At 69.9% G+C, this 26,220-nt stretch carries 24 protein-coding genes and 1 tRNA gene; 22 read left to right on the top strand and 3 right to left on the bottom strand.

What is annotated here, in order from left to right; genetic code table 11:
- Positions 1–46 precede the first annotated feature (46 nt).
- The 5 genes from clpP (at position 47) to CKY28_RS02895 (ending at position 3,887) form a co-directional block, all read left to right on the top strand.
- Positions 47–736, top strand: a complete 690-nt coding sequence (clpP, locus tag CKY28_RS02910) for an ATP-dependent Clp endopeptidase proteolytic subunit ClpP (RefSeq protein ID WP_095996804.1) — start codon at positions 47–49, stop codon at positions 734–736.
- A gap of 110 nt (positions 737–846) precedes the next feature.
- The gene (gene clpX / locus CKY28_RS02905; protein WP_095996803.1) at positions 847–2,103 is read left to right on the top strand and encodes an ATP-dependent Clp protease ATP-binding subunit ClpX; all 1,257 of its coding nucleotides are present in this window, start codon (positions 847–849) and stop codon (positions 2,101–2,103) included.
- A 37-nt stretch (positions 2,104–2,140) separates the two neighbouring features.
- The gene (locus tag CKY28_RS02900; protein WP_176472926.1) at positions 2,141–3,223 is read left to right on the top strand and encodes a calcium:cation antiporter; all 1,083 of its coding nucleotides are present in this window, start codon (positions 2,141–2,143) and stop codon (positions 3,221–3,223) included.
- A 42-nt stretch (positions 3,224–3,265) separates the two neighbouring features.
- A complete protein-coding gene (locus CKY28_RS18500) occupies positions 3,266–3,418 on the top strand; it encodes a hypothetical protein (protein ID WP_176472925.1) in 153 nt (50 codons plus the stop codon).
- On the top strand, positions 3,408–3,887 hold the full coding sequence (locus CKY28_RS02895) for a DUF2243 domain-containing protein (RefSeq protein ID WP_095996802.1): 480 nt from the start codon (positions 3,408–3,410) through the stop codon (positions 3,885–3,887). The genes CKY28_RS18500 and CKY28_RS02895 overlap by 11 nt, the downstream gene beginning before the upstream one ends.
- Here the strand turns inward: CKY28_RS02895 and CKY28_RS02890 are convergent.
- A complete protein-coding gene (locus CKY28_RS02890) occupies positions 3,844–4,080 on the bottom strand; it encodes a hypothetical protein (RefSeq protein WP_095996801.1) in 237 nt (78 codons plus the stop codon). The genes CKY28_RS02895 and CKY28_RS02890 overlap by 44 nt on opposite strands.
- Positions 4,081–4,134: 54 nt before the next feature.
- Positions 4,135–5,826: a M1 family metallopeptidase gene (locus CKY28_RS02885; RefSeq protein WP_095996800.1), complete on the bottom strand. Its 1,692-nt coding sequence runs from the start codon at positions 5,824–5,826 to the stop codon at positions 4,135–4,137.
- Between the two features lie 112 nt (positions 5,827–5,938).
- On the opposite strand from CKY28_RS02885, the gene lon reads away from it, so the two are divergent.
- The 5 genes from lon (at position 5,939) to CKY28_RS02860 (ending at position 13,941) form a co-directional block, all read left to right on the top strand.
- A complete protein-coding gene (gene lon, locus CKY28_RS02880) occupies positions 5,939–8,335 on the top strand; it encodes an endopeptidase La (RefSeq protein WP_095996799.1) in 2,397 nt (798 codons plus the stop codon).
- Positions 8,336–8,504: 169 nt separating this feature from the next.
- On the top strand, positions 8,505–8,777 hold the full coding sequence (locus tag CKY28_RS02875) for an HU family DNA-binding protein (RefSeq protein ID WP_095996798.1): 273 nt from the start codon (positions 8,505–8,507) through the stop codon (positions 8,775–8,777).
- A 56-nt stretch (positions 8,778–8,833) separates the two neighbouring features.
- A tRNA-Val gene (locus CKY28_RS02870) sits at positions 8,834–8,908 on the top strand.
- A gap of 377 nt (positions 8,909–9,285) precedes the next feature.
- Positions 9,286–10,917, top strand: coding sequence for a hypothetical protein (locus CKY28_RS02865; RefSeq protein ID WP_095996797.1), 1,632 nt, complete (start codon positions 9,286–9,288; stop codon positions 10,915–10,917).
- A 90-nt stretch (positions 10,918–11,007) separates the two neighbouring features.
- Positions 11,008–13,941: a TonB-dependent receptor domain-containing protein gene (locus CKY28_RS02860; RefSeq protein ID WP_095996796.1), complete on the top strand. Its 2,934-nt coding sequence runs from the start codon at positions 11,008–11,010 to the stop codon at positions 13,939–13,941.
- 141 nt (positions 13,942–14,082) lie between these two features.
- Here the strand turns inward: CKY28_RS02860 and CKY28_RS02855 are convergent, their stop codons facing one another.
- Positions 14,083–14,745, bottom strand: coding sequence for a prolyl hydroxylase family protein (locus CKY28_RS02855; RefSeq protein ID WP_095996795.1), 663 nt, complete (start codon positions 14,743–14,745; stop codon positions 14,083–14,085).
- A gap of 101 nt (positions 14,746–14,846) precedes the next feature.
- Between CKY28_RS02855 and CKY28_RS02850 the strand changes: the two genes are divergently transcribed.
- The 12 genes from CKY28_RS02850 to CKY28_RS02795 all read left to right on the top strand — a co-directional run bounded on the left by CKY28_RS02850 (position 14,847) and on the right by CKY28_RS02795 (position 26,211).
- Positions 14,847–15,689 (top strand): type II secretion system protein N, encoded by an 843-nt coding sequence (locus CKY28_RS02850; protein ID WP_095996794.1) that lies wholly within the window; start codon positions 14,847–14,849, stop codon positions 15,687–15,689.
- Entirely contained in the window at positions 15,686–17,875 is a 2,190-nt protein-coding gene (gene gspD / locus CKY28_RS02845; RefSeq protein WP_095996793.1) for a type II secretion system secretin GspD, read from the top strand. Before CKY28_RS02850 ends, gspD begins: the two co-directional genes overlap by 4 nt.
- A gap of 216 nt (positions 17,876–18,091) precedes the next feature.
- Entirely contained in the window at positions 18,092–19,627 is a 1,536-nt protein-coding gene (locus tag CKY28_RS02840; protein ID WP_095996914.1) for a GspE/PulE family protein, read from the top strand.
- Positions 19,628–19,734: 107 nt separating this feature from the next.
- Positions 19,735–20,961, top strand: a complete 1,227-nt coding sequence (gene gspF, locus CKY28_RS02835) for a type II secretion system inner membrane protein GspF (protein ID WP_095996792.1) — start codon at positions 19,735–19,737, stop codon at positions 20,959–20,961.
- An 8-nt stretch (positions 20,962–20,969) separates the two neighbouring features.
- Complete coding sequence (gspG, locus tag CKY28_RS02830) at positions 20,970–21,395, top strand: type II secretion system major pseudopilin GspG (RefSeq protein ID WP_095996913.1); 426 nt, start codon at positions 20,970–20,972, stop codon at positions 21,393–21,395.
- A gap of 114 nt (positions 21,396–21,509) precedes the next feature.
- A complete protein-coding gene (locus CKY28_RS02825) occupies positions 21,510–21,986 on the top strand; it encodes a GspH/FimT family pseudopilin (protein ID WP_095996791.1) in 477 nt (158 codons plus the stop codon).
- Positions 21,976–22,356, top strand: coding sequence for a type II secretion system minor pseudopilin GspI (gene gspI / locus CKY28_RS02820; protein WP_095996790.1), 381 nt, complete (start codon positions 21,976–21,978; stop codon positions 22,354–22,356). The genes CKY28_RS02825 and gspI overlap by 11 nt, the downstream gene beginning before the upstream one ends.
- Positions 22,353–22,973: a type II secretion system minor pseudopilin GspJ gene (gene gspJ, locus CKY28_RS02815; protein ID WP_095996789.1), complete on the top strand. Its 621-nt coding sequence runs from the start codon at positions 22,353–22,355 to the stop codon at positions 22,971–22,973. Before gspI ends, gspJ begins: the two co-directional genes overlap by 4 nt.
- A complete protein-coding gene (gene gspK / locus CKY28_RS02810) occupies positions 22,957–23,943 on the top strand; it encodes a type II secretion system minor pseudopilin GspK (protein ID WP_095996788.1) in 987 nt (328 codons plus the stop codon). The genes gspJ and gspK overlap by 17 nt, the downstream gene beginning before the upstream one ends.
- Positions 23,940–25,019 carry a type II secretion system protein GspL gene (gene gspL / locus CKY28_RS02805; RefSeq protein ID WP_245841524.1) on the top strand — a complete coding sequence of 360 codons (1,080 nt, stop codon included), beginning with the start codon at positions 23,940–23,942 and terminating at the stop codon, positions 25,017–25,019. The genes gspK and gspL overlap by 4 nt, the downstream gene beginning before the upstream one ends.
- Positions 25,016–25,489 carry a type II secretion system protein GspM gene (gene gspM / locus CKY28_RS02800; protein WP_095996786.1) on the top strand — a complete coding sequence of 158 codons (474 nt, stop codon included), beginning with the start codon at positions 25,016–25,018 and terminating at the stop codon, positions 25,487–25,489. Before gspL ends, gspM begins: the two co-directional genes overlap by 4 nt.
- Entirely contained in the window at positions 25,486–26,211 is a 726-nt protein-coding gene (locus CKY28_RS02795) for a type II secretion system protein N (protein ID WP_095996785.1), read from the top strand. The genes gspM and CKY28_RS02795 overlap by 4 nt, the downstream gene beginning before the upstream one ends.
- The last annotated feature ends 9 nt before the right edge of the window (positions 26,212–26,220 follow it).

Genomic DNA, 26,220 nt, shown 5'->3' with positions numbered 1-26,220 from the left:
CGGGCACGCGATGTAGGCTCGTCCAAAGGGCATAAGAGAGTTTTCCATGCACAATCCGTTCGAGACCGGCGACTTCGCGCAACCGCTCCTGCAGGCCGGCGTCGGCCTCCAGCCCAGCCACGCCGGGCTCGTTCCTATCGTGATCGAGCAGTCGAACCGCGGCGAACGCAGCTTCGACATCTTCTCCCGCCTGCTGCGCGAGCGCATCGTCTTCGTGACGGGCGGCGTGGAGGACGGGATGGCTTCGCTCATCACCGCCCAGCTGCTCTTCCTCGAGTCGGAGAACCCGAAGAAGGACATCTTCATGTACATCAACTCGCCGGGCGGCGTGGTGACGGCGGGCATGGCGATCCACGACACCATGCAGTACATCCGCCCGCGCGTTGGCACGGTGTGCATCGGCCAGGCGGCGTCCATGGGCTCGTTCCTGCTCGCGAGCGGCGAGAAGGGCATGCGCGTGGCGCTCACCAACTCGCGGATCATGATCCACCAGCCGTCGGGCGGCGCGCAGGGCATGGCGTCGGACATCGAGATCCAGGCCAAGGAGATCCTGCGCATCCGTCAGCGCATGAACCAGCTCTACGCCCAGTACACCGGCCAACCGCTGGAGGAGATCGAGCGCCGCATGGACCGCGACACCTTCCTGGAGGCGAACGAGGCCAAGGAGTTCGGCTTGATCGACGAGGTGTTCGACAAGCGTCCCGTGCCGACCGACGAAATGGCCGCGGCGGCCTGAGCTGAACGATTGGGCGTTAACGGCGTATTTCGTTTGTGAGACAAGGGTGGGGCGCTACACTCCCCTCCCGAACCGGCGGCTCCCCCGATCCGCCCCGAATAGGTGACTGAATGACCAAGCTGAGCGGTGGCGACTCGAAGAGCACCCTCTATTGCTCCTTCTGCGGCAAGTCGCAGCACGAGGTGCGCAAGCTGATCGCGGGCCCCACCGTCTTCATCTGCGACGAGTGCGTGGAGCTGTGCAACGACATCATCCGCGAGGAGACCAAGTCCGCGCTCGTGTCCAAGAAGGACGGCGGCGTGCCGACCCCGCAGGAGATTTGCGACGTCCTCGACGACTATGTCATCGAGCAGAAGCAGGCCAAGCGCGTCCTCTCGGTGGCGGTCCACAACCACTATAAGCGCCTCAACCATGGCCAGAAGGGCGCCGACGTCGAGCTCGCCAAATCGAACATCCTGCTCGTCGGGCCGACCGGCTGCGGCAAGACGCTGCTCGCGCAGACGCTGGCGCGCATCCTCGACGTGCCCTTCACGATGGCCGACGCCACCACGCTCACCGAGGCGGGTTACGTCGGCGAGGACGTCGAGAACATCATCCTCAAGCTGCTCCAGGCGTCCGACTATAACGTCGAGCGGGCGCAGCGCGGCATCGTGTATATCGACGAGATCGACAAGATCAGCCGCAAGGCCGAGAACCCGTCCATCACTCGCGACGTGTCGGGCGAGGGCGTGCAGCAGGCGCTCTTAAAGCTCATGGAGGGTACCACCGCCTCCGTGCCGCCCCAGGGCGGGCGCAAGCACCCGCAACAGGAGTTCCTGCAGGTCGACACGACCAACATCCTGTTCATCTGCGGCGGCGCGTTCAGCGGCCTAGAGAAGATCATCGGCGACCGTCTCCAGGGCAAGTCGATCGGCTTCGGCGCCTATGTCGCGGCTCCGGAGGAGAAGCGTACGGGCGAGGTGCTTCGCCAGACCGAGCCGGAGGACCTGCTCAAGTTCGGCCTCATCCCCGAGTTCGTCGGCCGCCTGCCGGTGATCGCGACGCTCGAAGACCTCGACGTGGACGCGCTGGTCAAGATCCTGACCCAGCCCAAGAACGCGCTGGTGAAGCAGTATCAGAAGCTGTTCGAGATGGAGGACGTCCATCTCGGCTTCACCGACGACGCGCTCGTCACGGTCGCTAAGAAGGCGATCGAGCGTAAGACGGGCGCCCGCGGTCTTCGCTCCATCCTGGAGGCGATCCTGCTCGACACCATGTTCGACCTGCCGAGCATGAACGGCGTCGACGAAGTGATGGTCGACAAGGACGTGGTCGAGGGCCGCAAGGAGCCCATCCGCGTTTACGCCGAGAAGGCCGGCGCGGCCTGAGGCCGCGCACCGTCCGAGCTGAACGAGGGGAGCCGGCGTGACCCGTCCCGCCGGCTCTCCGCTCTGGACCTTCCTCTTCCCAGCGGCCGGCGTCGTCGCCGTCGTGCTGGGATTGCCTAAGCTGGGCCTTGTCGGCGTGCTGCTCGCCGCCGCGGTCCTGATCGGCGCGGTCCTGGCCGCGGTACATCACGCCGAGGTCGTCGCGCACCGCGTCGGCGAGCCGTTCGGCACGCTGCTTCTCGCGGTCGCGGTCACCGTGATCGAGGTGTCGCTGATCGTCTCGCTCATGCTGTCGGAGAGCGGCGGGGCGACGACACTGGCCCGCGACACCGTCTTCGCGGCGATCATGCTGATCCTGAACGGGATCGTCGGGCTCTGTCTGCTGGCGGGCGGGTTGCGCCATCGCGAGCAGCACTTCTCGCTCCAGGGTGCCAGCCACGCTCTGACGGTGCTCGCGGCCCTAGCCGTGCTCGCGCTGGTGCTGCCCAACTACACCGCGACCGTGCCCGGGCCGATCTACTCGCCGGCCCAGCTGCTGTTCGTGGCGATCGTGTCGGTTGTCCTTTATGGCGCGTTCGTGCTGGTGCAGACGGTCAGGCATCGCGACTACTTCCTGCCGCCCGGCGGCGACCTGCCGGACGACGCCCACGCCGAGCCGCCGACCAGCCAAGCCGCCTGGATCTCGCTCGCGACCTTGGGAGCCGCGCTGTTCGGCGTAGTCTTCCTCGCCAAGGCACTTGCCGGAACTCTGGAGGCCGGAGTGCGGGCGGCGGGCCTGCCGCTCGCCACGGTGGGCGTCGTCATCGCCGCGTTGGTCCTCGCGCCCGAGAGCCTCGCCGCCTACCGCGCGGCGAAGCGGAATCGGTTGCAGACGAGCCTGAACCTCGCGCTCGGCTCCGCGCTGGCGACGATCGGCTTGACGATCCCCAGCGTAGCCCTGGTATCGCTCGCGTTGGACCTGCCGCTAGCGCTCGGGGTCGAGGCCAAGGGGCTGACGCTGCTGGCGTTGTCGTTGCTCGTCGCGACGCTCAGCTTGGGCACGGGTCGGACCACGATCCTGGGCGGCGTCGTGCACCTAGTGATTTTGGCGACCTACCTTTTCACCACGGTGGTGCCGTAGCGCAGGTCGGGAACCGGCGCGGCGTTCAACCGTCCCGTCTTGATGCTCGCCATCGCCTGCACGCTCTGCCACAGCGACCTCGCGGGACAGGTGCGCGCCGCGCTCTCCGCGCCCGACGCGTTGGCCGCCCTCGCGCCCGCCCCAGCGATCCTGGCGGCTTGGTGGCTGCTGACCGGAGGCGCGCGTGCTCGCTGACGCCCGCGCCGCCGTAGTCCGGGCAGGTACCGCGATCGGCATCGGCATGGGCGGCTTCGTGGACGGAATCCTGTTCCATCAAATTCTGCAGATCCACAACATGCTCTCCGCCCGGATCAGCCCCGACACGCTGGTAGGCGCGAAGGTGAACATGGTGTGGGACGGCCTCTTTCACGCCTTCGTCTGGAGCATGACCGCGCTCGGCGTCGTCCTGCTCTGGCGGGCTCGGAGCCTGGCCGTCGCGGTGCCCGGCCGCGTGTTCGGCGGGGCGCTGCTGATGGGGTGGGGGCTGTTCAACTTGGTCGAGGGCGTGATCGACCATCACCTGCTCGGCCTGCACCACGTCGTCGAGCGCATGGGCCCGAGCGTCTGGGATTGGGTGTTCCTCGCCTCCGGCGTCGCGTTCGCCGCGACGGGATGGATGCTCACCCGCGACGGTGAAGCGGCGCAGCCATCGCGAGGCCGATAGCGACCTGCGCCAGTCCGGCGAGCCGCCGCCGGATCAGGGGCTTGCCGTCGAACTGCCGAACCACCGCGCGAAGGGGCGGAAAGTCGGACCGCCAGAGCGGGATGTGCCGCTTGGGCTGAAGCATCCCGATCAGCCCGTCGCCGATCATCAACATCGCCGCGACCTCTGCGCCGCGCTTCAGGGCAAGGTTCATGTTCCGCTCCCGACTAGTCAGGACGGCAACGCGCCGACGGCCGGCAAGCTCCGGCTAGCGCGCGCCGGCGCGCTGCGCCTGCATCGCCTCGACCGCGAGCGAGCGGCGGAGCACGCGGGCGTGCGGGTCCACGACGACGTGCGCGCCCGCTGGAACGGCCAGCACGCCGCGCCCGCCCGTCATTGGCACGTGCTCGATCCGCCCGTCCACGGCCACCTCAATCGGAAGCGGGAAGGGAGCGCCGGCCGCCGTTCGCCATTCGAGCAGAAGCCGACCGCCTTCGCGCCGTTCGATTAACTCGGGCAGCGCCGCCTGGCGTAGGTAAGTGTCAAAGAACCAGCCGTGATCGCGCCCAGTTACCTGGCGCACATAGCCCTCGAAGTCACGCGTGGTCGCGAAACGCGGGGCGAAGTTGCCCGGCCGCGGATCGGGCCGGCCATACACCAGCAGCCGCGTCGCGTCGAAGAACGCCTTGTCCCCGATCAGCCTACGCAAGGTGTGGAGGATCCACGATCCTTTGTAGTAGATGTCGACGCCCGGCCCGCCCTTCGCCGTCTCGTACACCTCTTCGGAGGTCATCGGCCGACCGCGCACGATCGGGGCCTTGTTGGTGATCTGCTGGCGCTGCAGGTCCATCATCGCGGCGTAGCGCGCCTCGCCCTCGCGCCAGCGGCCGTAGAGCGGCTGCATGTAGGTCGCGAAGCCTTCGTGCAGCCAGAAATCGTCCCAGTCGGCCGCGGTCAGCTGGTTGGCGAACCATTCGTGCGCGAACTCGTGGTGGAATAGCCAGTCGAAGCCCTCCACCGCCTTGCGGTACTCGTTGCCATAGGCATTGATCGTCTGGTGCTCCATGCCGAGGTGCGGCGTCTCGACCACGCCCATCTTCTCGTCGGCGAAGGGGTAGGGGCCGATCACCGCTTCGAAGAAGTCGAGCGTCGGTGCGAACTCGGCGAACAAGCCGCGCGCCTGGGCGGCGCGACCGGGCAGGTGCCAATAGTGCATCGGGATCGCGTTGCCGTAGCGGCTCCGATACGTCCCGCTGACCTGCTCGTACGGTGCGACGTTGAGCGCCAGGCCGTAGGTGTTCGGCCGCTTAACGCGCCAGTTCCACGTCGTCCGCCCGTCCGGCAGCTTGTCGACGCCGAGCAACCGCCCATTCGACGGCGCGCTCAGCCCCGCCGGGACCGTGATGCGGAGCGTAGCCGCCGCCGGCTCGCCCGTCGGAAAGTCGAGGCACGGCCAGAACAGGTCGCAGCCATAGCCCTGCGCCGTCGTCGCGAACCACGTCCGGCCGCCCGGCGCCTGGCTCCAGACCACGCCGTCGTCCCACGGCGCGCGCACCGCGACGTGCGGCGTGCCGGCATAGCTGATCCGCGCCCGGAACGTTCGTCCCGCCGGCACTCGCCCCGGAAGCTTGACGACGAGCCGCCCGTCCGGGTTCGACCAGCTCTCCCGTGGCAGCGCGCGACCGTCGATGCTGATCGCGCTGACGGGCAGGTTGCGGTCGAGGTCGATCCTGAGCTCGTCCAGCGGCGCCGTCGGCGTGAAGGTCAGCGTCGCCGTGCCGTTCAGCCGCCGCGCGTCGGGCAGCAGCTCGAAAGCGAGATCGGCGTCGTCGAACCGAAGCTTCGCCTGCTCCGGGTCGATCGCCCCGCCCGACCGCTTGGTCCGCTCGGTCAGCGGCGGCTCACCCTTTTGCGGCAGTTCGGGGGTGGCGAGCAGCAGGAGCACGAGGGCGGACAGCATCTGCGGCTTGTCGCACGCCCGGCCCAGCGGGGGAACAGCGCGATTGATGCCGCCCGGCGCACGCCCCATATACGGGCGCGACAGGGGGCCGTCGTGTCCCGCCGGAGATTACATGACCCAAACGCTTCCCGTTCTTCCCCTTCGCGACATCGTCGTCTTCCCGCACATGATCGTGCCGCTCTTCGTCGGGCGCGATAAGTCGGTCGCCGCGCTCGAAGCGGCGATGGCGGCGGACAAGGAGATCTTCCTCGTCGCGCAGCTCGATCCCGCCGAGGACGACCCCGGCCGCGCCGAGCTCCACGACCTTGGCGTTAGCGCGACCGTGCTTCAGCTTCTCAAGCTTCCCGATGGTACCGTCCGCGTGCTCGTCGAGGGCAAGGCGCGCGCCAGCCTCGACGCGCTGGCCGAAACCGAGGGCTACCTCACCGCGACCGTGTCGCCGGTCGAGGACGCTACCGCAGGGGGTGCGGAGATCGCCGCTCTGATGCGCTCGGTTGTCACCCAATTTGAGAACTACGCCAAGCTCAACCGCAAGCTGCCCGCCGAGACTGCGGTGCAGCTGGGCGAGATCGACGACGCCTCGCGCCTCGCCGACGCGGTCGCGGCCAACATCCAGGTCAAAGTGCCCGAGAAGCAGCAGCTTCTCGCCGAAGCCGATCCGGCCAAGCGCCTGGAGCGCGTCTATGCGCTGATGGAGGGCGAGCTCGGCGTCCTGCAGGTCGAGAAGAAGATCAAGAGCCGCGTCAAGCGCCAGATGGAGAAGACGCAACGCGAGTATTACCTGAACGAGCAGCTTAAGGCGATCCAGCGCGAGCTGGGTAACTCGGATGAGGAGTCCGACGGTGACGAGATCGCCGAGCTGACGCAGAAGATTGCGACGCTGAAGCTCAGCAAGGAAGCGCGCACGAAGGCGACCGCCGAGCTCAAGAAGCTCAAGACCATGGCGCCGATGAGCGCCGAGGCGACGGTGGTGCGCAACTATCTCGACGTGCTGCTCGGCCTGCCCTGGGGCAAGCGTTCCAAGATCAAGCGCGACATCGCCGTGGCGCAGCAGGTGCTCGACGAGGACCACTACGCGCTCGACAAGGTCAAGGACCGCATTCTCGAATACCTCGCGGTCCAGGCGCGCACCAACAAGCTGAAGGGCCCCATCCTCTGCCTCGTCGGCCCGCCCGGCGTGGGCAAGACGTCGCTCGGCAAGTCGATCGCCAAGGCGACCGGCCGCGAGTTCATCCGTCAGTCGTTGGGCGGCGTGCGCGACGAGGCCGAGATTCGCGGCCACCGGCGCACTTATATCGGCTCGCTGCCGGGCAAGATCGTCACCAACCTGCGCAAGGCGGGTGCGTCCAACCCGCTGTTCCTGCTCGATGAGATCGACAAGCTCGGCCAGGATTTCCGCGGCGATCCGGCGTCGGCGCTCTTGGAGGTGCTAGACCCCGAGCAGAACAATCGCTTCAACGACCATTATCTCGAGATCGACATCGATCTTTCGGACGTGATGTTCGTGTGCACCGCGAACACGCTCAACCTGCCGCAGCCGCTGCTCGACCGCATGGAGATCATCCGGCTTGAGGGTTACACGGAGGACGAGAAGGTCGAGATCGCCGAGCGGCACCTGATCGCCAAGCAGGTCGAGGCGCACGGGCTGAAGCCGGGCGAGTTCACGCTCACGCCCGAAGGCTTGCGTGCGCTGATCCAGCGCTACACGCGGGAGGCCGGCGTGCGCACGCTGGAGCGCGAGATCGCCAAGCTCGCGCGCAAGGCGCTGCGCCAAATCCTGGAGGGCAAGACGCAGTCGGTGACTATCACGCCCGACAACCTCCACGAGTATGCCGGCGTGCAGAAGTTCCGCCACGGCCTGTCGGAGACCGAGCACCAGATCGGCGCGGTCACCGGCCTCGCCTGGACGGAGGTCGGCGGCGAGCTGCTGACGATCGAGTCGGTCACCGTGCCCGGCAAGGGCGCGGCCAAGGTGACCGGCAAGCTGGGCGACGTGATGAAGGAGTCGATCGAGACCGCCTTCAGCTTCGTCAAGGCGCGGGCACCCAGCTACGGCATCAAGCCCAGCCTGTTCGCCCGCAAGGACGTCCACATCCACCTGCCCGAGGGCGCGGTGCCGAAGGACGGCCCGTCGGCGGGCATCGGCATGGTGACGTCCATCATCTCCACGCTGACCGGCATCCCGGTCCGCAAGGAGGTCGCGATGACGGGCGAGGTGACGCTGCGCGGCCGCGTGCTGCCGATCGGCGGCCTGAAGGAGAAGCTGCTCGCGGCGTTGCGGGGCGGCCTCGAGACGGTGCTGATCCCGCAGGAGAACGAGAAGGACCTGGCCGACGTGCCCGCCACGATCAAGAACGGCCTGAAGATCGTGCCCGTCACGCACGTCGACGAGGTGCTGCGCCTCGCGTTGACGGAGCCGCTGGAGGCGATCGACTGGACGGAGGCGGACGAGCTCGCCGCCATGCCGCCCGCGCCGATCCAGCCGGCCGGGGGCGAGCTGCACCATTGATCGCGGGCCAAGTTACCCGCGCTGAACCGATCTGACACACCGACCGCCGCCGTTGACCATGAACGGCGGCGGTTTCGTTTGACAGGCGCTTTCCCGCCCGCTTTTCTGGGAACTTGGGCGCGGGACTCGGAGTCCTCGCGTGTGGGCTCATCGAGGGGATAATCCAGGAATGAACAAGCAGGAGCTGATCGCGCAGGTGTCCGACACCGCCGGGCTCACCAAGGGCGACGCCGTCAAAGCGGTCGAGGCGGTGTTCGACGCCATCTCCGCGGCGCTCAAGAAGGGCGACGAGGTTCGGCTGGTCGGCTTCGGCACGTTCTCCGTGTCGAAGCGCAAGGCATCGACGGGCCGCAACCCGCGCACCGGCGAGCCGATGAGCATCGCCGCGTCAAGCCAGCCCAAGTTCAAGGCCGGCAAGGGCCTCAAGGACTCGGTCAACTAAGAGGCTGGACAGGGTCGCGCCGCCTGGTTAGAGGCGCGGCCTTCCGAACAAGGTTCGGGCGCGTAGCTCAGCGGTAGAGCACACCCTTCACACGGGTGGGGTCACAGGTTCAATCCCTGTCGCGCCCACCATCTTCCGAGCCCGCCGGTCGCGAGACCTGGCGGGCTTCGTCGTTATCGGCACGCGCGATCGCCCCGCCGGCGCACGACCGGCGGGACGCGCTCTTCGGGCTGCCCAGGCACGGCCGATGCGGGGCTCCCGCGACCAGAACGCACGAGCGACTCAAGGGATTCATCGGCAGCGCGTGAGCTGGTCGTTTCAGCCACAAACGTGTGTAGTCGCCCCAAAGCAACGTCACGAAACGGAAACCCACCTGTAACAGTCGAGTCGCCGAACTCTCACGGACCCGTCATCCCGCGCGCCTAACCCGGCCCGGTGATCGACAGGGGCAACCGAGTCGATCCCGGGCGCACGCCCGCATGTCAACGATCGACGGGGAGTTTCCGACATGAGCGTTTCCAAGCGGTTCAACCGCGCCCTCCTGGGCAGCGTCGCCTGCATGGCGCTCGCATCCTGCGACGGCTCCGACAGCGTCGCCTCGCCGGGGGCGGGGAGCGTCACCATCGTCCAGCCGGCGCCCACGCCGACTCCGTCGCCTACGCCGACCCCGACCGCCACGCCGACCCCCACGGCGGTGACCGCCGCGCAGTTCGCGGCGCAGACCACCGTCAACGGCGTCACGATCACGTCCGACGAGCAGCTCGCGCTGGTGAATGCCGGCACCAACAACAACGTCAACGGCGTCGGCTCGGCGCTGAACGGCGTCTACCCGACGTCCGCCACCTCCGTCGTGACCGCGGGCAACCCGGCGACGTTCGGCAACTTCTTTCAATCGACCAACTACGCCGGCGCGCTGAACGGCCCGACCGACACCTCGTTCCAGGGCTGGACGTGCAACTCGTCGACCGCGCAGTTCGGCGGCAGCGGCCAGGCCTGCACCGCGGTGCCGAACATCGGCACGGGCGGCGCGACGGCTGCGTGCCCGACCGGGACCACCGACGACGGCCTGGTCAGCGGCTTCCGCGCCTGCCGCCTCCCGACGGTGGTCAGCACCAGCCTGACGCTGCCGCGCATCGCGGGCGTGTTCTACCGCTTCCGCGGCCAGACGGAGGTCGGCGGCGACGCGGGCACGACGGGCGCGGACACGGGCGTGACGCTGACGATCGCGCCGGGCGTGACCCTGGCGGCGGACTCGAGCGAGGCGACGCCGGACCTGCTCCTCGTCAACCGAGGCTCGCGCATCCAGGCGGTCGGCGACGTCGCCAACCCCATCATCTTCACCGCGCAGCAGAACCTGGCCGCCAACGGCGTCAGCGACGCGAGCCAGGGTCTATGGGGCGGCGTCATCCTGCTCGGCCAAGCGCCCACCCAGGTCTGCGCCACCGGCACCGGGCCGAACAACGCCGCCGGTTCCAGCACCACCTGCCAGCAGAACATCGAGGGCGTGACCGGCCGCTTCTACGGCGGGCCCGACAACGCCGACAACAGCGGCGCGATGCAGTTCGTGCAGATCCGTTACACGGGGATCGCGATCAGCGACGGTAACGAGCTCCAGGGCCTGACGCTGGGCGGCGTGGGCTCGGGCACGACGCTGACCAACATCCAGAGCCACAACTCGGCCGACGACGGCATCGAGATCTTCGGCGGCACTGCGAACCTTCGCTACATCGCGATCACGGGCGCGGACGACGACGGCTTCGACGTCGACAACGGCTATCGTGGCTTCACGCAGTTCCTCGTCGCGGCCCAGCGCCTCACCGGCGCCACCGCCGACTCCTTCGCCGCCGAGATCGAGTCGAACAACAACGAGGACCTGCTGCCGCGCACCTATCCGCGGCTCGCGAACTTCACCTTCATCCAGACGGCGAACGCGCCGGCGGCGATCCGCCTGCGCGGCGGTTCGGACGCGGTGTTCGTCAACGGCATCGTCCGCACGGTCAGCGGCGTCGCAGGCGTCAACATCGTCGCGGGCGCGGGCACGGGCACCGACCGCAGCACGATCCGTGCGGCGAACGAGGGGCTGCAGGACGCCGGCCCGCCGGTGTTCCAGTCGGTCTACTTCGCGGTCAACGGCCGCTGAGCGGCCGACGCGACGTGAAGAGCGTGGGCCGGGGCGCGATCTCGCCGCCCCGGCCCCTGCCACTGACATCCTGACCTGGAAGTTTCGGCCATGACCAAGCGCACGACCTACGCCTCGCTCCTCCTGCTGACGACGCAGCTCGTCGCGCCGGCCGCGCTCGCCCAGACCTCCGGCGGCAGCTCGTCGCCGACGCCGACCACCAGCGGCTCCTCACCGTCGGCGCAGGGGCCGACCTCGACCACCCCGCAGACGGGCGCGGGCACGACGGGCAACCAGACGCAGCAGACGGGCGACGCGTCCGCGACCGAGGCGCAGGCCGAACAGGAGACCGTGGAGGTCTCGACGCCGGGCGCCGATCCGGTCGGCGACGAGATCGTCGTCGTCGGCCGCAACGTGCCCAACGTCGTCCGCGCCACGCCTCAGGTGGTCTCCATCCTGTCGTCCGCCGACATCGCCCGCACGGGCGAGGGCGACATCGCCGGCGCGCTGACCCGCGTCACCGGCCTCTCGGTCGTGGGCGGCGGCTTCGTGTTCGTCCGCGGCCTCGGCGACCGCTACTCCTCCTCGCTGCTCAACGGCTCGCCGCTGCCGAGCCCCGAGCCGCTGCGCCGATCGGTGCCGCTCGACATCTTCCCGACGACCATCGTCAGCTCCGCGCTGGTCCAGAAGACCTATTCGGTCAATTATCCGGGCGAGTTCGGCGGCGGCGTCATCAACCTGACCACGCGCGCCATCCCGGACGAGAACTTCATCGCCGCGGGCGCGTCGATCGCCGCCGACGACATCACCACCTCCGAACTCGGTCTGGTCTATGACGGCGGCGACGCCGACTGGATCGGTTACGACGACGGCACGCGCGACATCCCCGGCTTCGTACGCGGCATCGAGCGCTCGCTCCGCACGGGCGAGGCGAACTCGGGCCTGGTGCCGACCGATCAGGTCGCGCGCCTGAGCAACGCCCAGACTTCCTTGCTGCTACGCAATAACCAGCTTCCGCCCAACTGGTCGGGCGAGCTGTCGAGCGGCACCGCGTTCGACATCGGCTCCGACCGGCTCGGCGTCGTCGCCTCGATCAGCGCGAGCAACACCTTCCGCACCCGTTCGATCGTCCAGCAGGATACGGTGTCGGAGACGGGCGACGTCCGAAACGACTTTCGCACGCTGCTCACCGACAATCGCGTGGTCGCCAACGCGCTGGTCGGCCTGGGCTACGAGTTCGGCGACGACACGATCCGCTGGACCAACGTCTACATTCACGACACGCTGAAGCAGGGCCGCGCCTCCGCGTCCGACAATTACAACAACTTCAGCGGCCTGCGCTTCCAGCAGAACACCAACTGGTTCGAGCGCCAGCTGTTCGAGTCGCAACTCGTTGGCGAGTTCAAGCTGAGCGACAGCTTCGAGGTCGACGTCCGGGGCGCCTACGCCAACTCGAAGCGTAACGCGCCCTATGAGCGCCAATTCGATTACCTGTGCGTCAGCCAGCCCGCGCCCGGCTTCAACGTGCAACCCGGCGCCGAGCCGAACAGCTTCGCGCAGTTCCAGTGCGAGGTGAACGGCGCGATCAACGCCGCCGGCCAGCGCATCCCCGGCGTGTACGCGGTGACGCAGCGCTTCACGCCCTTTGCGTCCATCGTCTTCTCCGAGCTGGACGAGGATCTGTGGAGCGGCCAGGCGGACGCCACCTACAAGTTGAACACCGAGCGGCCCTTCACGCTGTCGGCCGGATATTTCTACTCGGATACGGACCGCACTTCGACGCGCCTGCCGTTCAACTTCCAGCTCAACACGGGCGCGGCGAGCGCGCCGGGTTTCCCGTACAACCTCTATCGGCCCGACCTGCTGCTGTCGCCGGACGTGCTGAACAACGCGACGCCGCTCGTCCCCGGTCCGCGGTCTTCGATCCAGCTACAGTTCAACTCGCCGCTTGGCGCTCCGATCTACGACGCGTCACTGCGCATTCACGCGGGCTATGTCCAGGCCGAAGCGGAAGCCGCCGACGGCCTGCGCGCCACGATCGGCGTGCGCTACGAGACCGCGCGGGAGGAGGTCGTGCCCGTCGGCGCGCCCGGCACCACGCTCGACAACGATTACTTCCTGCCGGCGGCGACGATCACCTGGAACTTCGCCGAGAACCAGCAGCTCCGCGCGAGCGCGTACAAGACGATCTCGCGCCCGCAGTTTCGCGAACTCGCGCCGCAGCAGTTCCGCGACCCGGACTCGGACCGACTGTTCATCGGCAACCCGGGCCTGACCGACTCGGAGCTCTACAACGTCGAAGGGCGCTACGAGTGGTTCTTCGGCCGCGACCAGCGCTTCACGCTGGCGGGCTTCTACAAGCGGATCGACAACCCAATCGAGCAGGTCGGCACCTTCCCGACGCAGGACTCGCCGCTGCAGACCGGCTTCAGTTATCTGCCCTCCGCGACGCTCTACGGCGGCGAGGTCGAAATCCAGAAATACTTCCCGCTCGACTTCCTCGGCGACTTCTTCGCGACCCGCCGCCTGCTCGCGCTCGCCAACTACACCTACACCAAGTCGTCGATCAACGCGTCGGCCGAGTGCGTCCCGAACGCGCAGGACCCGAACCAGACCACCGCGATCGGCGGCTGCCCGCTAGGTTTCGGCCCCGCCGACGCCTTCTTCCGCGACGGCGCGCCGCTGACGGGCCAGTCGGACCACCTCGTCAACCTGCAGCTCGGGATCGAGGACACGGCCTCGTTGTCGCAATTCACCGTGTTGTTCAACTACGCGAGCGACCGCGTGACCAACCGCGGTCCGGGCAACACCAGCGGCGCGGGTTTCCTGCCCGACATCATCGAGCGGCCTGGCATCCGCCTGGACGTGGTGGCGCGCCAGGGCTTCCAGGTGCGCGGCGTCGAGTTCGAGGTGAAGGCGGAGGCGCGCAACCTGACGCGCACGCGCTATCAGGAGCGGCAGGAGTTTGACAACGGCAACGTGGTCTTCACCAACCGCTTCCGCCAGGGCCGCATCTTCTCGCTGGGCCTGAGCACGCGATTCTGATCCTTAAGCCCTCTCCCGCTTTCGCGGGAGAGGGACAGCGGCGCAGCCGCAGGGTGAGGGCACCCTCTTACGTCAGAACGGGCCCTCACTCTGGCACTTATGCGCCTGTCCCTCTCCCGCGAAAGCGGGAGAGGGGAGGGGTCACCCCCACGGCCGCTCCCGATACCACTTCGTCACGATGTATTTCACCCCCGCACGCACCTTCATGCCGTGGTGGAGCGTGGCGGGGTTGAGGCTCCCGTCCGGCCGTCGGTTGTTCCAGGCGAGCAGCTTGCCCGTTTCCGGCTGCACCGTCTTTTCGATCGCCTTGAACCGCGTCGCGCCGCCCGCCTCCGGTTCGTTCAGATAGACCATCACCGTCCAGGTGCGGTTGCCGGCGACCGAGCAGTAGCGATCGTAGTCCGCGCCCGTCGGCTCGAAATAGTCCGTGTGGTTCTTGAACTCCTGGCCGACGGCGTAGCGTTGGCCCTGGATCGGCTCGCCGTACGCGGGGTCGAGGCCGGTCGCCGCGGCGATGCGCCACTCCAGCTCGGCGACGACGGGATCGGCCGCGTCGAGGTCGCCCGTTTCGCTGGTGCGGTAGGCGGCGTCGCCGTTCGGGTCGGCGATGGTGGACGGACGGCGCACCGCGTCGATGCGCCCGATCACCGCCGCGCAGAGCTCCGGCTCCAGGAAGCCGCGCCGGATGAACAGCGTCAGCTTGGGGCTGGGGACCTTCTGCACGCCCGGCTGGCCGGCGAGGTGCGCCACGATCGGCTCGGCGTCGAGGCCGGAGCCGAGGCGGCGTAGGTTGTCCAACTGCATGGCGGCACCTTCCGGTACTGATATGACGGTCACGTTTCAGCTTTGACGCACGGCTGTAACATGGCACATCTAGCCCCGGACCGGGCGGGATCGGAACACCCATGCGATTGCAACTGGACGCGCGCGCGCGCCGCTGGCTGAGGCGGCTGCCCGTCGTCAACCTCTACTCGGCGGCGGAGCTCGCGCTGATGGCCGTGCTGGCGGGCCAGGCGGCGCGGCTCGTCTGGGCGATCGCCACGCCCGTGTCGCCGCTGGGCGAATGGCGGCCCGCGCCCGTGGTCACGCCCGCCTCGCCCGTCGACACGCTGACCTCGTTCGACCCGTTCTTCCGCCTGACCGGCCCCGCCCAGGCCGCCGGGCCGGTGGCGGTCACCTCGCTCCAGCTCACCTTGTTCGGGACACGCATCGACGACGCGACCGGCGGCGGGTCGGCGATCCTCGCCGGGCCGGACGGGGTGCAGAAGAGCGTATCAGTCGGCGAGGAGGTCGCGCCCGGCGTACGGCTCGCGGCCGTGGCGTTCGACCATGTGACGCTCGACCGCGGCGGCCCGCGCGAGGATCTCTATCTAGACCAGTCGCAGGCGCCCGGCGCGACGACGCCCGGAGTCGTGCCGCCCGCCATCACCGGCGCGACCGTCGTGGCGCCTGCGGGGAGCGGCGTCACCGTGCCGCAGCTGCGCCAGGACATCGGCTTCATCCCGCGCATCGACGGCGGGCGCTTGTCCGGGCTCGTGCTCCGTTCGCAGGGCACGGGCGACGCGTTCCGCCAGATCGGGTTGCAGGACGGCGACGTGCTGACCTCAATTGGTGGGCGCGCGGTCACCGGCGCGGACGCGCTGGACGGGCTGCAGCGCCAATACCCTCAGGGCGGCAACGTCCCCCTCACCGTCGAGCGCGGCGGCCAGCCCGTCCAGCTCTCCATCACGATCGCACCACCTCAATGAAGCACCACCTCGCCGCCGCCCTGGCGCTCGCGCTCGCCGCGCCCGCCATCGCGCAAACCACGCTCAACGTCCGCGACGCCGACATCCGCGCGTTCATCGCCGACGCCGCCAAGGTGACCGGCCGCACCTTCATCATCGACAACCGCGTGAATGGGAAGGTGACGGTCGTCACCGACCGGCCGTTGAGCCGCGCCGAGTATCTGGAGGTGTTCCTCTCGACGTTGCGGTCGAACGGGCTCATCGCCGTACCGACGGGCAACGGCGCGTTCCGCGTCCAGCCGCTCGACAACGCCGCGCAGCAGCCCAGCCGCATCGGCTCGGCCGGCGCGTCGCGCAACGCGTTCGTGACTGAAATCATCCGCCTGCGCTCCGTCGACGCGCAGTCGGCGCTGGAGACGGTGCGCCCGCTCGTCAGCCAGCAGGGCTCCGTCACGGCCAACCGCGCTGGCAACAGCTTGGTCGTGGTCGACTTCGCTGACAATATCCGCCGCATCCGCGAGGTGCTGCGGCGCGTCGACAGCGACAATGCCTCTACGCGCGTCGTCACGCTCCAGAACGCCGGCGCACGCGAGATCGCCGCGGCGCTCCAGGCGCTGGGCGCGGCGGGGCAGGGGGCGCAGGGCGCGGGCGGGCAGGCGGTCTCCGTCGTCGCGGTCGAGAGCTCCAACTCGGTCGCGATCCGGGGCGACGCGCCCACCGTCAGCCGCCTTGCCGCGATCGCCGCCGAGCTCGACCGCAAGGCGAAGCTCGGCACCGAGATCCGCGTCGTGTTCCTGGAGAACGCCGACGCCGAGCAGCTCCTGCCCGTGCTTCAGCAGCTCGTGGGCCAGGCGCCCGACCAGCCGCAGGCGGGCCAGCAACTGCAGCGCTCCAGCTTCGGCGCGAGCGACGGGGCGGGGACGAGCGGCGCGGGCGTCGCGCCCTCCGCGCCGGCGCCGATCCCGACCGCCGCGCCGGCGGGAGGCGCTGCCAACCAGCCCGCGATCACCACGCAAGGCGGCCGCACCGCCGCGGTGGTGACCCGCTATCAGGGCGCGAACGCTATCGTCATCGCCGCGCCCGCCGACATCCAGCGCCAGCTTCGCGAGGTGATCGAACAACTCGACACCCGGCGCGAGCAGGTGCTCGTCGAGGCGATCATCGCCGAGGTGTCGGACGCGACCGTCAACCGCCTCGGCGCGCAGTTCCTGCTCGGCGACCTGTCCGGCGGCGCGTTCGCGGCATCGACCTATCAGAACACCGCCCCCAATATCCTCGCCATCGCCGGCGCGATCGGCGCGCGCGAGCTGGCCACGACCACCACTACGACCACCGGCACGACCACGATCACCGGCGTGAACACGGGGGTCAGCGACGAGCTCGCCCAGTCGGCGATCAACTCGATCCTGAACACGTCCGGCGGCTTCGCGGGCTTCGGCGGCACGATCGGCTCGACGGTGTTCGGCGCGATCATCAACGCGGTGAAGAGCGACACCACGTCCAACCTGCTCCAGCAGCCGCACCTGATCACGCTCGACAACCAACAGGCTTCGAGCCTCGTCGGCCAGGAGATCCCGATCACCACCGGCCAAGCGCTGTCGAACAACTTCGACAATGCGTTCCGGACCGTCCAGCGCGAGAATGTCGGCATCCAACTCGACGTCCGACCGCAGATCAACGCGTCGGGCGCGGTCAAGCTCAACTTCCGCCTGGAGGTGAGCTCGATCGCCGGGCCCGTGTCGGCCGACAACACCGAACTGATCCTCAACAAGCGCGCGATCGAGAACAGCTTCGTCGTCGACAACGGCCAGATCGTCGTCATCGGCGGCCTGCTCGACGACTCGGAGCGGCGCACGATCGAGAAGATCCCGTTCTTGGGCGACCTGCCCGCGATCGGCGCGTTGTTCCGGTCCAAGGCGCGGTCACGGACCAAGACGAACCTGATGGTCTTCGTGCGCCCCACGATCCTGCGCTCGCCGGAGGACAGCCGCCGCCACACCGAGCAGCGCTACGGCTATCTCCGCCAGCTCCAGGGCTACGCCCAGCCCGACCAGGAACCGTCCATCGACCAGCTCGTCCGCGATTACATGGGTGCGGCACCCCCGATCCCGTCCGCGCCGCTGCCCGGCAACATCGAGGATCCGAACATCGCCGCGCCCGTGCAGATCCAGTCGACCACGACTACGCGGCGGGTGCGGACGCGCTGAGGCCTGTGCTAGGATGAGCGCGTGACCGACCCGACCAGCCCCGCCGCCCCCGACGGCAAGCTCGCGTTCGGCGGCGCGCCGACCGAGCGCGACGTGATCATCCGTCGCGGCGGCGACGCGGACGACGAGGCGCTGGCCGTGCTGTCCGACGGGCCCGGCGGCGAGCCGCTCGACCTCGCCACGCCCGCGCTGGTGTCCGATCCCGACCGGCCCGTCATCGCCGTCCCGCCGGTCGCGCCGAGCTTCGAAGTGCCGGGCATTCCCTACGCTTTCGCCCGCCGCTTCGGTACCGTCCTACGGGGAGCGGACCCGCTGACGGTCGCGCTGCGCGAGGGCTCCGACCCGCGCGCGTTAATTGAGCTCCGCCGTCATCTCGGGCGACCCTTCGACGTCGAGGTCGTGGACGGGCCGAGCTTCGACCGCCTCCTATCCGACGCCTACGCGATGGACGGCCAGGCGACCGCCATCGCTGCGGTCGGCATGGGCGGCGAACTCGACAGCCTCGCTGGCGACCTCCCCACTGCCGAGGACCTGCTCGACACCGCCGATGACGCGCCCGCGATCCGCCTCATCAATGGCATCATCGCCGACGCCGCCCGCAACGGCGTGTCCGACATCCACATCGAGCCCTACGAGACCGGCCTCGTCGTCCGCATGCGCATCGACGGCGTGCTGCGCGAGACGTTGCGCATGCCGCCGCACGTCGCGCCCGTCGTGGTCAGCCGCGTCAAGGTCATGGCGCGCCTCGACATCGCCGAGCGCCGCGTGCCGCAGGACGGCCGCATGGGCCTGACACTCGGCGGCAAGCTCCTCGACGTCCGCGTCTCCACGCTCCCGAGCCGGGCGGGCGAGCGCGTCGTGCTCCGCATCCTCGACAAGGAGAATGCCGGCATCGACCTGGAGGCGCTGGGCCTCACCCCCGCCGTCGAGCGCGTGCTGAACGAGGTGCTATCCGAACCGAACGGCATCGTCCTCGTCACCGGCCCGACCGGCTCGGGCAAGACCACGACGCTCTACTCGTCCTTGCGGCGGCTGAACGACGGCAGCCGCAACATCCTGACCGTCGAGGACCCGGTCGAGTACGCCGTCGAGGGCGTCGGCCAGACGCAGGTCAATCCCAAGGTCGGCCTGACCTTCGCCGCGGGCCTGCGCGCGATCCTGCGCCAGGACCCGGACGTGGTCATGGTCGGCGAAATCCGCGACCGCGAGACCGCCGAGATCGCCGTGCAGGCATCGCTGACCGGCCACCTCGTGCTGTCCACGGTCCACACCAACGACGCCGTCGGCGCGATCACGCGCATGCGCGACATGAAGGTGGAGCCGTTCCTGCTCGCCTCCACCCTGCGGGCGGTCATCGCCCAGCGCCTCGTCCGCCGCCTCTGCCCCGACTGCCGCCGCCCCGTTCCCGGCCGCGACACGATCGCGCCGATGCTGGGCATTGGGGCAGACAGCGTCGTCTTCGAGCCGACCGGCTGCGGCGCGTGCAACGGCACCGGCTTCAAGGGCCGCGTCGGCGTGTTCGAGGTCGTCCGTGTCGACGAGACCGTCCGCCGCCTCATCAACGAGGGCGGCGACGAGGCCGCCATCGCCGCCCACGCCTTCGCCCGGTCCGACACGCTGGCGAGCGCTGCGCGCGACCTGGTCCGCCGCGGCGTCACCACGCCGGAGGAGGCCGTCCGCGTCACCCGCCGCGACGCGACCGACACACCGGTCCAGGACCTCGCGCCCGAAGCGGAGCCCGTCGGTGCCTGATCACCCTCACCCTTCCGCGGCTTCGCCGCTCCCTCCCTCTCCCGTTGGGAGAGGAAAGGGGCCCGCTCGCCGCAGGCGAGTGGGAAGGATGAGGGTGACCTGACTTCGTGGCCGACTTCGACTATCTCGCCATCGACACCCGCGGCCAGGAGCGCCGCGGCCACGTCGTCGCCGCGAGTATCGACGCCGCCCGCGCCGCGCTCGACGCGCGCCGGCTCTACGTCGTCCGCATCGAACCCGGTAGCGCCCCACCGCCGACGCGCGGCCGCCCGCTATTTGGGCTCAAGCTGGGCGGCACGAAGATGTCGGGTAAGCAGCTCACGCTTTTCACGCGTCAGCTCGCGACGCTGAACCGCGTCTCTCCCCTAGAGGAGTCCCTTCGCACCATCACTCGTCAGACCGAGCAGGAGAGCGTCCGCGCGATCGTCGCGACCGTCCACGCGGGCGTCGTCGAGGGCCGCCGCCTCGCCGACGCCATGGCGCGCGAGCCGCGGTCCTTTCCCCCGCTCTACCGCGCGATGGTCGCGGCGGGCGAGGGGTCGGGCACGTTGCCCACCATCCTCGAACGCCTTTCCGCGCTGCTCGAACGCCAAGCGGAGATCCGCGGCAAGCTCATCACCGCGCTGACCTATCCCGCCATTCTCGCCACCGTCGCGCTGGGCGTCGTCGCCGCGCTGATGATCTTCGTCGTGCCGCAGGTCGTCGAGCAGTTCGACACCGTCGGTCAGGAGCTGCCGCTTCTTACGCGCATCGTGATCGCCCTGTCGAACTTTCTCGGCAGCTATTGGTGGTTGCTCCTCCTGCTCCTGGGGCTTGCGAGCGTTGGTCTCTGGGCCGCGCTGCGCCGGCCCGGCTTTCGGCTCGCCTTCGACACCTGGCTCCTGCGCGTGCCGTTCCTCGGCCGCCTCCTGCGCGATCTCCACGCCGCCCGCATGGCCCGCACGCTCGGCACCATGGTCGCGAGCCGCCTGCCGCTGCTCGAAGGCCTGAGCCTCACCGCCGGCACCATCCACAACCGCCGCCTCCGCCTCGCGTCGGACGAGATCGTGGAGAATATACGCGGCGGTGGCAGCCTGTCGGCTGCCATGCGCCGCGCGGGCGTGTTCCCGCCGCTGCTGACCTACCTAGCCGCCTCCGGCGAAGCCGCGGGCCGCCTCGACGAGATGCTCGAGCGCGCCGCCGACTATCTTGAGCGCGAGTTCGACCGCTTCACCGCGACCGCGCTGTCGCTCCTCGAACCGATCATCATCGTGCTCATGGGCGGCATCGTGGCGACGATCGTGCTATCCATCCTGCTCCCCATCCTCCAGCTCAATACGCTGGCCGGCCAATAGGAATGTTCATGCGTCCCGATCCGAGAAAGCGCCGCCGTCGCGAACAGGGCTTCACGCTCGTGGAGTTGATGGTGGTGATCGTCATTATCGGCCTGCTCGCCACCATCGTCGCGATCAACGTGCTGCCGTCCGGCGATCAGGCCCGCGTGACCCGCGCCAAGGCGGACATCAACACGATCCAGGGCGGGCTCGACCTCTACAAGCTTCAGAACGGCCGCTACCCGTCGACGTCCGAGGGCCTCGCCGCGCTCGTCCAGGGCGGCCGCAGCGGCGGTTACCTTAAGGGCAGCTCGGTCCCGCAGGACCCTTGGGGCCGCGACTACCTCTACGCCTCGCCCGGCCAGCACGGCGAGGCGGACGTGTGGAGCCTCGGCGCGGACGGCCAAGAAGGGGGCGAGGACGCCAATGCCGATATCGGTAGCTGGCAGAGCTGATCGGTGCCGGCGTCCGCCGCCCTCAACTCCACCCCCGTCACCCCGGCCTTGAGCCGGGGTCCACGTGCGTCCGCGTCCGCGAGCAGTGCATCCGTAAACAGCGGACGCGCGTGGATGCCGGGTCAAGCCCGGCATGACGATGAAAACGGGCCGGAACACGGCTTCACCCTTGTTGAACTGATGGTGGTAATCGCCGTCATCGGCCTCGTCGCGGGCGCAGCGGCTTTCGCGCTGCCCGACCCGCAGGGCGGCGTGCGCAACGAGGCGGAGCGCTTCGCCGCGCGAACCCGCGCCGCGCAGGCGGAGGCGATCGTCGCCGCGTCGCCTGTAAGCGTCTGGATCACCGCCGGCGGCTACGGTTTCGAGCGGCGCACCGGCGGTGCGTGGACGCCGGCCGCCGCGCCGTTCCGCGTCGAGCGCTGGCGCGAGGGCACACGCGCCGACCTGCCCGCGAGCACGGGCCGCGTCCGCGTCGTTTTCGACGCGACCGGCCTCGCCGACCAGCCGCTCGACCTGCGTCTCGTCCGCGATCAGGCGTCGGCCGTGGTGCGCCTCGACGCCAGCGGGAGCGTGCGCGTCGATGCGGGCTGAGCGCGGCTTTACGCTCATCGAGATCATGGTCGCGCTGGCCGTGTTCGGCCTGGCCGCGATGGCGCTCATCCGCCTAGAGGGTGCGACGATCCGCGGCGCGTCGATCATCGACCGCACGCTTCTCGCGCAGATGGTCGCGCGCAACGTCGCGATCGACGCGGTCACCGCCGCCCAGCCGCCTCTGGCCGGCACGACGCGCGGCGTCGAGGCGAACGGCGGCGCGGCCTGGACCTGGACGCGCACCGTCGCGCCGACCGGCAACACGCGCATCGTCAGGGTCGACGTGGCCGTCGCCGACCCGCAGGGCCGCGTCCTGTCGCGCGTCAGCATGATCCGGTCACCCGTGCCGACGGTATCGGTCGTGCCATGACGGAGCGCGGCTTCACGCTTGTCGAGGTGCTCGTCGCCCTCCTCATCTTCGGCATGATCGCCGCGGGCGGGGTCGCGATGCTGTCGTTCAGCGTCCGCGCGCAGGCCGCCACGTCCGAGAAGTTCGACGACCTCGCCGCGCTCAACCGCACGCTGTCCGTCCTCTCCGCCGACCTGGCGCAGGCCGTCGACCGGCCAGCCCGCGACGAGCGCGGCGTGCGTCGGCCCGCCTTCACCGGCGAGGCGGGGCCGTCCGACCCCATGCTCCGCGTCGTGCGGAGCGGCTGGACCAACCTGGACGACGCAGGTCGCCCGACGCTCCAGAAAGTCGCCTACCGCGTCGCGAACGGCGCGCTAGAGCGGATCGCCTACCCCCAGGTTGACGGCGCGCCGCCGCTGACGCCCGCCCTGCTGCTCGACGGCGTCACCGACCTTCGCCTTCGGTACCGCTATCGCGGCGCATGGAGCGACCGCTGGGACGGTGCGAACGGCGCGGCGCTGCCCGACGCGATCGAGCTCACCGTGACGCGCACAGACCAACGCCAATATCGCCAGCTCTTCCTCGTCGGCACCGGCTACGCACCGCCGCCTGGGTTCAGCGATGCGCTTCGGACCTGAGCGCGAGCGCGGCGCGGCGCTGCTCACCGTGCTGCTGCTCGTCGCGGTCATCGCGGTGCTCGCCGCGACGATGCTGGAGCGGCTACGCCTGTCCACGCGCCTCGCCGGCAACGCCGCCGCGATCGAGCAGGCGCGCGCCTATGCTTATGCCGCCGAGACGCTCGCGCTCACGCGCATCGACTCGATCCTGAACCAGAGCCCCGACCGCATCACGCTCGCGGGCGGGTGGCAGAACCGGCCGTTCGGCCTGCCGCTGCCCGGCGGCGGCGTCGCGACCGCGCGCGTCGCGGACGGCGGCAACTGCTTCAACCTCAACGGCTTGGTCGGCGAGAACGAGCCGGGCGTCTACTCCAGCGATCCGCCCATGCGCACGCAGTTCTCGCGCCTCCTGCGCCTCACGGGCGTGCCGCCCCAGGTCGCCGAGCAGGTCGCCGCGGGCACGGCCGACTGGATCGACACCGACGACCTCGTCCAGCCTCAGGGTGCCGAGGATGCAGCCTATCTGCGCGGCGAAGTCCCGTACCGCACGTCGGGCACCCTGATGGCCGACGTCAGCGAACTCCGCGCAGTGGCGGGCGTCACGCCCGACCTGTACCGGCGCATCCGCCCGTTCGTCTGCGCGCTCCCTGTCGCACAACCCGCGCGCATCAACGTCAACACGCTCTTGCCCGAACAGGCACCGCTCTTCTCCATGTTCTTCCCCGACGGCCGGCTCCCGCCCGAAGCGGCGCAACAGTACCTGCTCCGCCGGCCGGCCCAGGGTTATGGCGACCCCAACCAGCTCCTCGCCGGGCCCGCGTCCGCAGGGATCACGCCCGACATCCCGCCGCAATTCTCCGCTAAGACCCGTTGGTTTGCGCTACGCGTCGACGTGTCGCTCGGCGGCACGACCGTGGAGGAACGCGCGCTCATCGACGCGAATGCCTTGCCCGCCCGCCTCGTTTCGCGGCAATGGGGCGAGGCGTCGTGAGTCCCACCTATCTCTTCCTGCCCTCGGGCGACCGCCCGTTCCGATGGGCGCGCGTCGAAGGCGACGCTTTGGTCGAAGGGGAGGGCGTGCCCGCCGCCGACGAGATCGTCGCCGTCGCCCCCGCCGACGCGGTCACGCTCCACTGGGCGGAGCTACCGTCGCGCTCGGTCGCGCAGGCGACCGCCGCCGCGCGTTTGCTCGCCGCCGAGGCGAGCGCCGCGCCCGCGACCGACCTCCACGTCGCGGTCGGCGAGCCGGAGGAGCGCGACGGCACCGCGCCCGAGCGCTCGATCGGCGTCGTCGGCCTGGACGCGATGCGCCGCTGGCTCCAGCAGCTTGCCGAGATCGGCGTCGACCCGGTCGCGATCGTGCCTGCGCCGCTGCTCATCCCTGCGCCCCGCGAGGGCTACGCCCGCGCCGAGCTGGCGGGGGAGGGCGTGGTGCGCGGCCCCGCCGCGGGCTTCGCCGACGAGGCGCGCCTGACCGAGCTGCTGACCGGCGGCGCGTCGCCCGCGACGCTCGGCCGTGGCGAGCTGGCGGAGGCGCTGGCGAGCGTCGGCACGCCGCTCGACCTGCGCCAGGGCGCGTTCGCCCGCCGGCGTAAGTTCGCGATCGACTGGCGGCTCGTGCGCCGGCTCGCCTGGTACGCGGGCGCGATCCTGCTCGTGACGCTCGCGATCGACCTGGTGAGGCTCGTCAAATACGACGTGGGCGCGGACATGCTGCAGGCGCGCGCCGACGTGGTGGCGCGCCAGGGCCTGCCGCGCGGCGCCACCGTGACCGACTCGTCGCGCCAGCTTGACGAACGCCTCGCGGGCCTGCGCGGGCCGGGTCAGGGCTTCAGCGCCATAACGGCGGCCGTCTTTGCCGCCGTGCAGTCAATCCCCGGCTCCGAACTGACGTCGCTCTCCTTCGAGCCGAACGGCAACCTCCGCCTTGGCGTGACCACCGCGACCGAGGCCGCGGTCAACGACCTGAAGCGCTCGATCGAGCGCGCCGGCTTCGCCGTCAACGCCGGCACCTTCACCGCGGCCGCCGGGCGCGTCTCGGGCGAGTTCGTGGTGGTGCCGCGATGAGCGCCCGCACCTGGTTCGAGGCCCGCTCCGTCCGCGAGCGCCGGCTGCTCCTTGTCATGTTCGCGTTGCTGGCGGTGACCATCGTCTGGGGCGGGATCATCCGCCCGCTGAACGACGCGCTCGCGAGCGCGCGCACCCGCCACGCCGACGCGGTGATCCGCTTAGGCGAGACGCAGGCGCGCGTCGACGCCGTGCGGCTGGTCCAACGCGGCGGCCCGGTGACGCTCCCGCTGCCGCTCGCGGACGAGATCAGGGTGCGCGCGTCGGAAGGTGGGTTCACGCTTGCCGCCGTCGAGCCGGACGGCGCCGACCGCGTGCGCGTCTCCATCCAGTCCGCCCGGCCCGGCGCGCTCACCGGCTGGCTGGCGCGGCAGGAGGCGAGGGGGCTGATCGTCGACTCGGCCGCGCTCACCCCCGGTCCGGACGGCAATTTCGGCGCGCAGCTCACCATCCGGAGCCGCGCGCAGTGAGGCGTATCGCGCTCCGCACCCGGCCCGCCGCGCTGTTCGGCGCCATGCTGCTGATCGGACTAATCGTGTTCCTACCCATGCGCCTCGCGCTGGGCTGGTTCGGCGTGGGCGAGCAGGGCCTCACCGCTCGCCGCGTATCGGGCAGCATCTGGGGCGCTACGCTGTCCGAAGCGCGCTTCGGCGACCTCTCGCTGGGCGACCTGTCGGCCAGGCTGTCGCCGCTTCCGCTGTTCATCGGGCGCGCGCGCGTGGCGCTGTCCGGTCCCGACGCCGCCGGTGTGCCGCCGCTCCGCGCCGCCGTGACCGTCAGCCGCCACCTGCTGGGCGTCGACGACGCGACCGGCACTTTCCCCACGGGCCGTGTGTTCGCGCCCGTTCCCGTAACCACGCTCGACCTGGAGGACGTCACCCTCCGCTTCCGCGACGGCCGGTGCGAGGCGGCGGAGGGCAGGGTGCGCGCGACGCTCGGGGCGGCCGCAGCGGGCATCACGCTCCCGCCCAGCGTCGCCGGCAACGTCCGCTGCGACCGCGGCGCGCTGCTGCTGCCGTTGACGAGCCAGGCCGGCACGGAGGCGATTACGCTGCGCGTCCAGGACGGCGGCCGCTACGACGCGGAGTTCTCCGTCCAGTCCACCGACCCGCTGCTCAGGCCCCGGCTGGAGGCGGCAGGCTTCGTCGCGACGCCCAACGGCTACCGCCTTTCCGTCCAAGGCAGCCTCTGATAGGGTTGA

Source organism: Sphingomonas lenta (genome assembly GCF_002288825.1).
Lineage (GTDB): Bacteria > Pseudomonadota > Alphaproteobacteria > Sphingomonadales > Sphingomonadaceae > Sphingomonas > Sphingomonas lenta.
Note: the sequence above shows the minus strand (reverse complement) of the source record. Positions and strands in the feature narration are given on the sequence as shown.

Bases quoted from the DNA above. Each gene is read 5' to 3' on its own strand.
- CKY28_RS18500 (WP_176472925.1), top strand. From the start codon at position 3,266: ATGCTCGCCATCGCCTGCACGCTCTGCCACAGCGACCTCGCGGGACAG.
- gspK (WP_095996788.1), top strand. From the start codon at position 22,957: ATGCGCTTCGGACCTGAGCGCGAGCGCGGCGCGGCGCTGCTCACCGTG.
- CKY28_RS02850 (WP_095996794.1), top strand. From the start codon at position 14,847: ATGCGATTGCAACTGGACGCGCGCGCGCGCCGCTGGCTGAGGCGGCTG.
- gspJ (WP_095996789.1), top strand. From the start codon at position 22,353: ATGACGGAGCGCGGCTTCACGCTTGTCGAGGTGCTCGTCGCCCTCCTC.
- CKY28_RS02825 (WP_095996791.1), top strand. From the start codon at position 21,510: ATGCCGGGTCAAGCCCGGCATGACGATGAAAACGGGCCGGAACACGGC.
- clpX (WP_095996803.1), top strand. From the start codon at position 847: ATGACCAAGCTGAGCGGTGGCGACTCGAAGAGCACCCTCTATTGCTCC.
- CKY28_RS02865 (WP_095996797.1), top strand. From the start codon at position 9,286: ATGAGCGTTTCCAAGCGGTTCAACCGCGCCCTCCTGGGCAGCGTCGCC.
- gspM (WP_095996786.1), top strand. From the start codon at position 25,016: ATGAGCGCCCGCACCTGGTTCGAGGCCCGCTCCGTCCGCGAGCGCCGG.
- CKY28_RS02885 (WP_095996800.1), bottom strand. From the start codon at position 5,826: ATGCTGTCCGCCCTCGTGCTCCTGCTGCTCGCCACCCCCGAACTGCCG.
- gspI (WP_095996790.1), top strand. From the start codon at position 21,976: ATGCGGGCTGAGCGCGGCTTTACGCTCATCGAGATCATGGTCGCGCTG.
- CKY28_RS02890 (WP_095996801.1), bottom strand. From the start codon at position 4,080: ATGAACCTTGCCCTGAAGCGCGGCGCAGAGGTCGCGGCGATGTTGATG.
- CKY28_RS02860 (WP_095996796.1), top strand. From the start codon at position 11,008: ATGACCAAGCGCACGACCTACGCCTCGCTCCTCCTGCTGACGACGCAG.
- lon (WP_095996799.1), top strand. From the start codon at position 5,939: ATGACCCAAACGCTTCCCGTTCTTCCCCTTCGCGACATCGTCGTCTTC.
- clpP (WP_095996804.1), top strand. From the start codon at position 47: ATGCACAATCCGTTCGAGACCGGCGACTTCGCGCAACCGCTCCTGCAG.
- gspG (WP_095996913.1), top strand. From the start codon at position 20,970: ATGCGTCCCGATCCGAGAAAGCGCCGCCGTCGCGAACAGGGCTTCACG.
- gspD (WP_095996793.1), top strand. From the start codon at position 15,686: ATGAAGCACCACCTCGCCGCCGCCCTGGCGCTCGCGCTCGCCGCGCCC.
- CKY28_RS02875 (WP_095996798.1), top strand. From the start codon at position 8,505: ATGAACAAGCAGGAGCTGATCGCGCAGGTGTCCGACACCGCCGGGCTC.
- CKY28_RS02855 (WP_095996795.1), bottom strand. From the start codon at position 14,745: ATGCAGTTGGACAACCTACGCCGCCTCGGCTCCGGCCTCGACGCCGAG.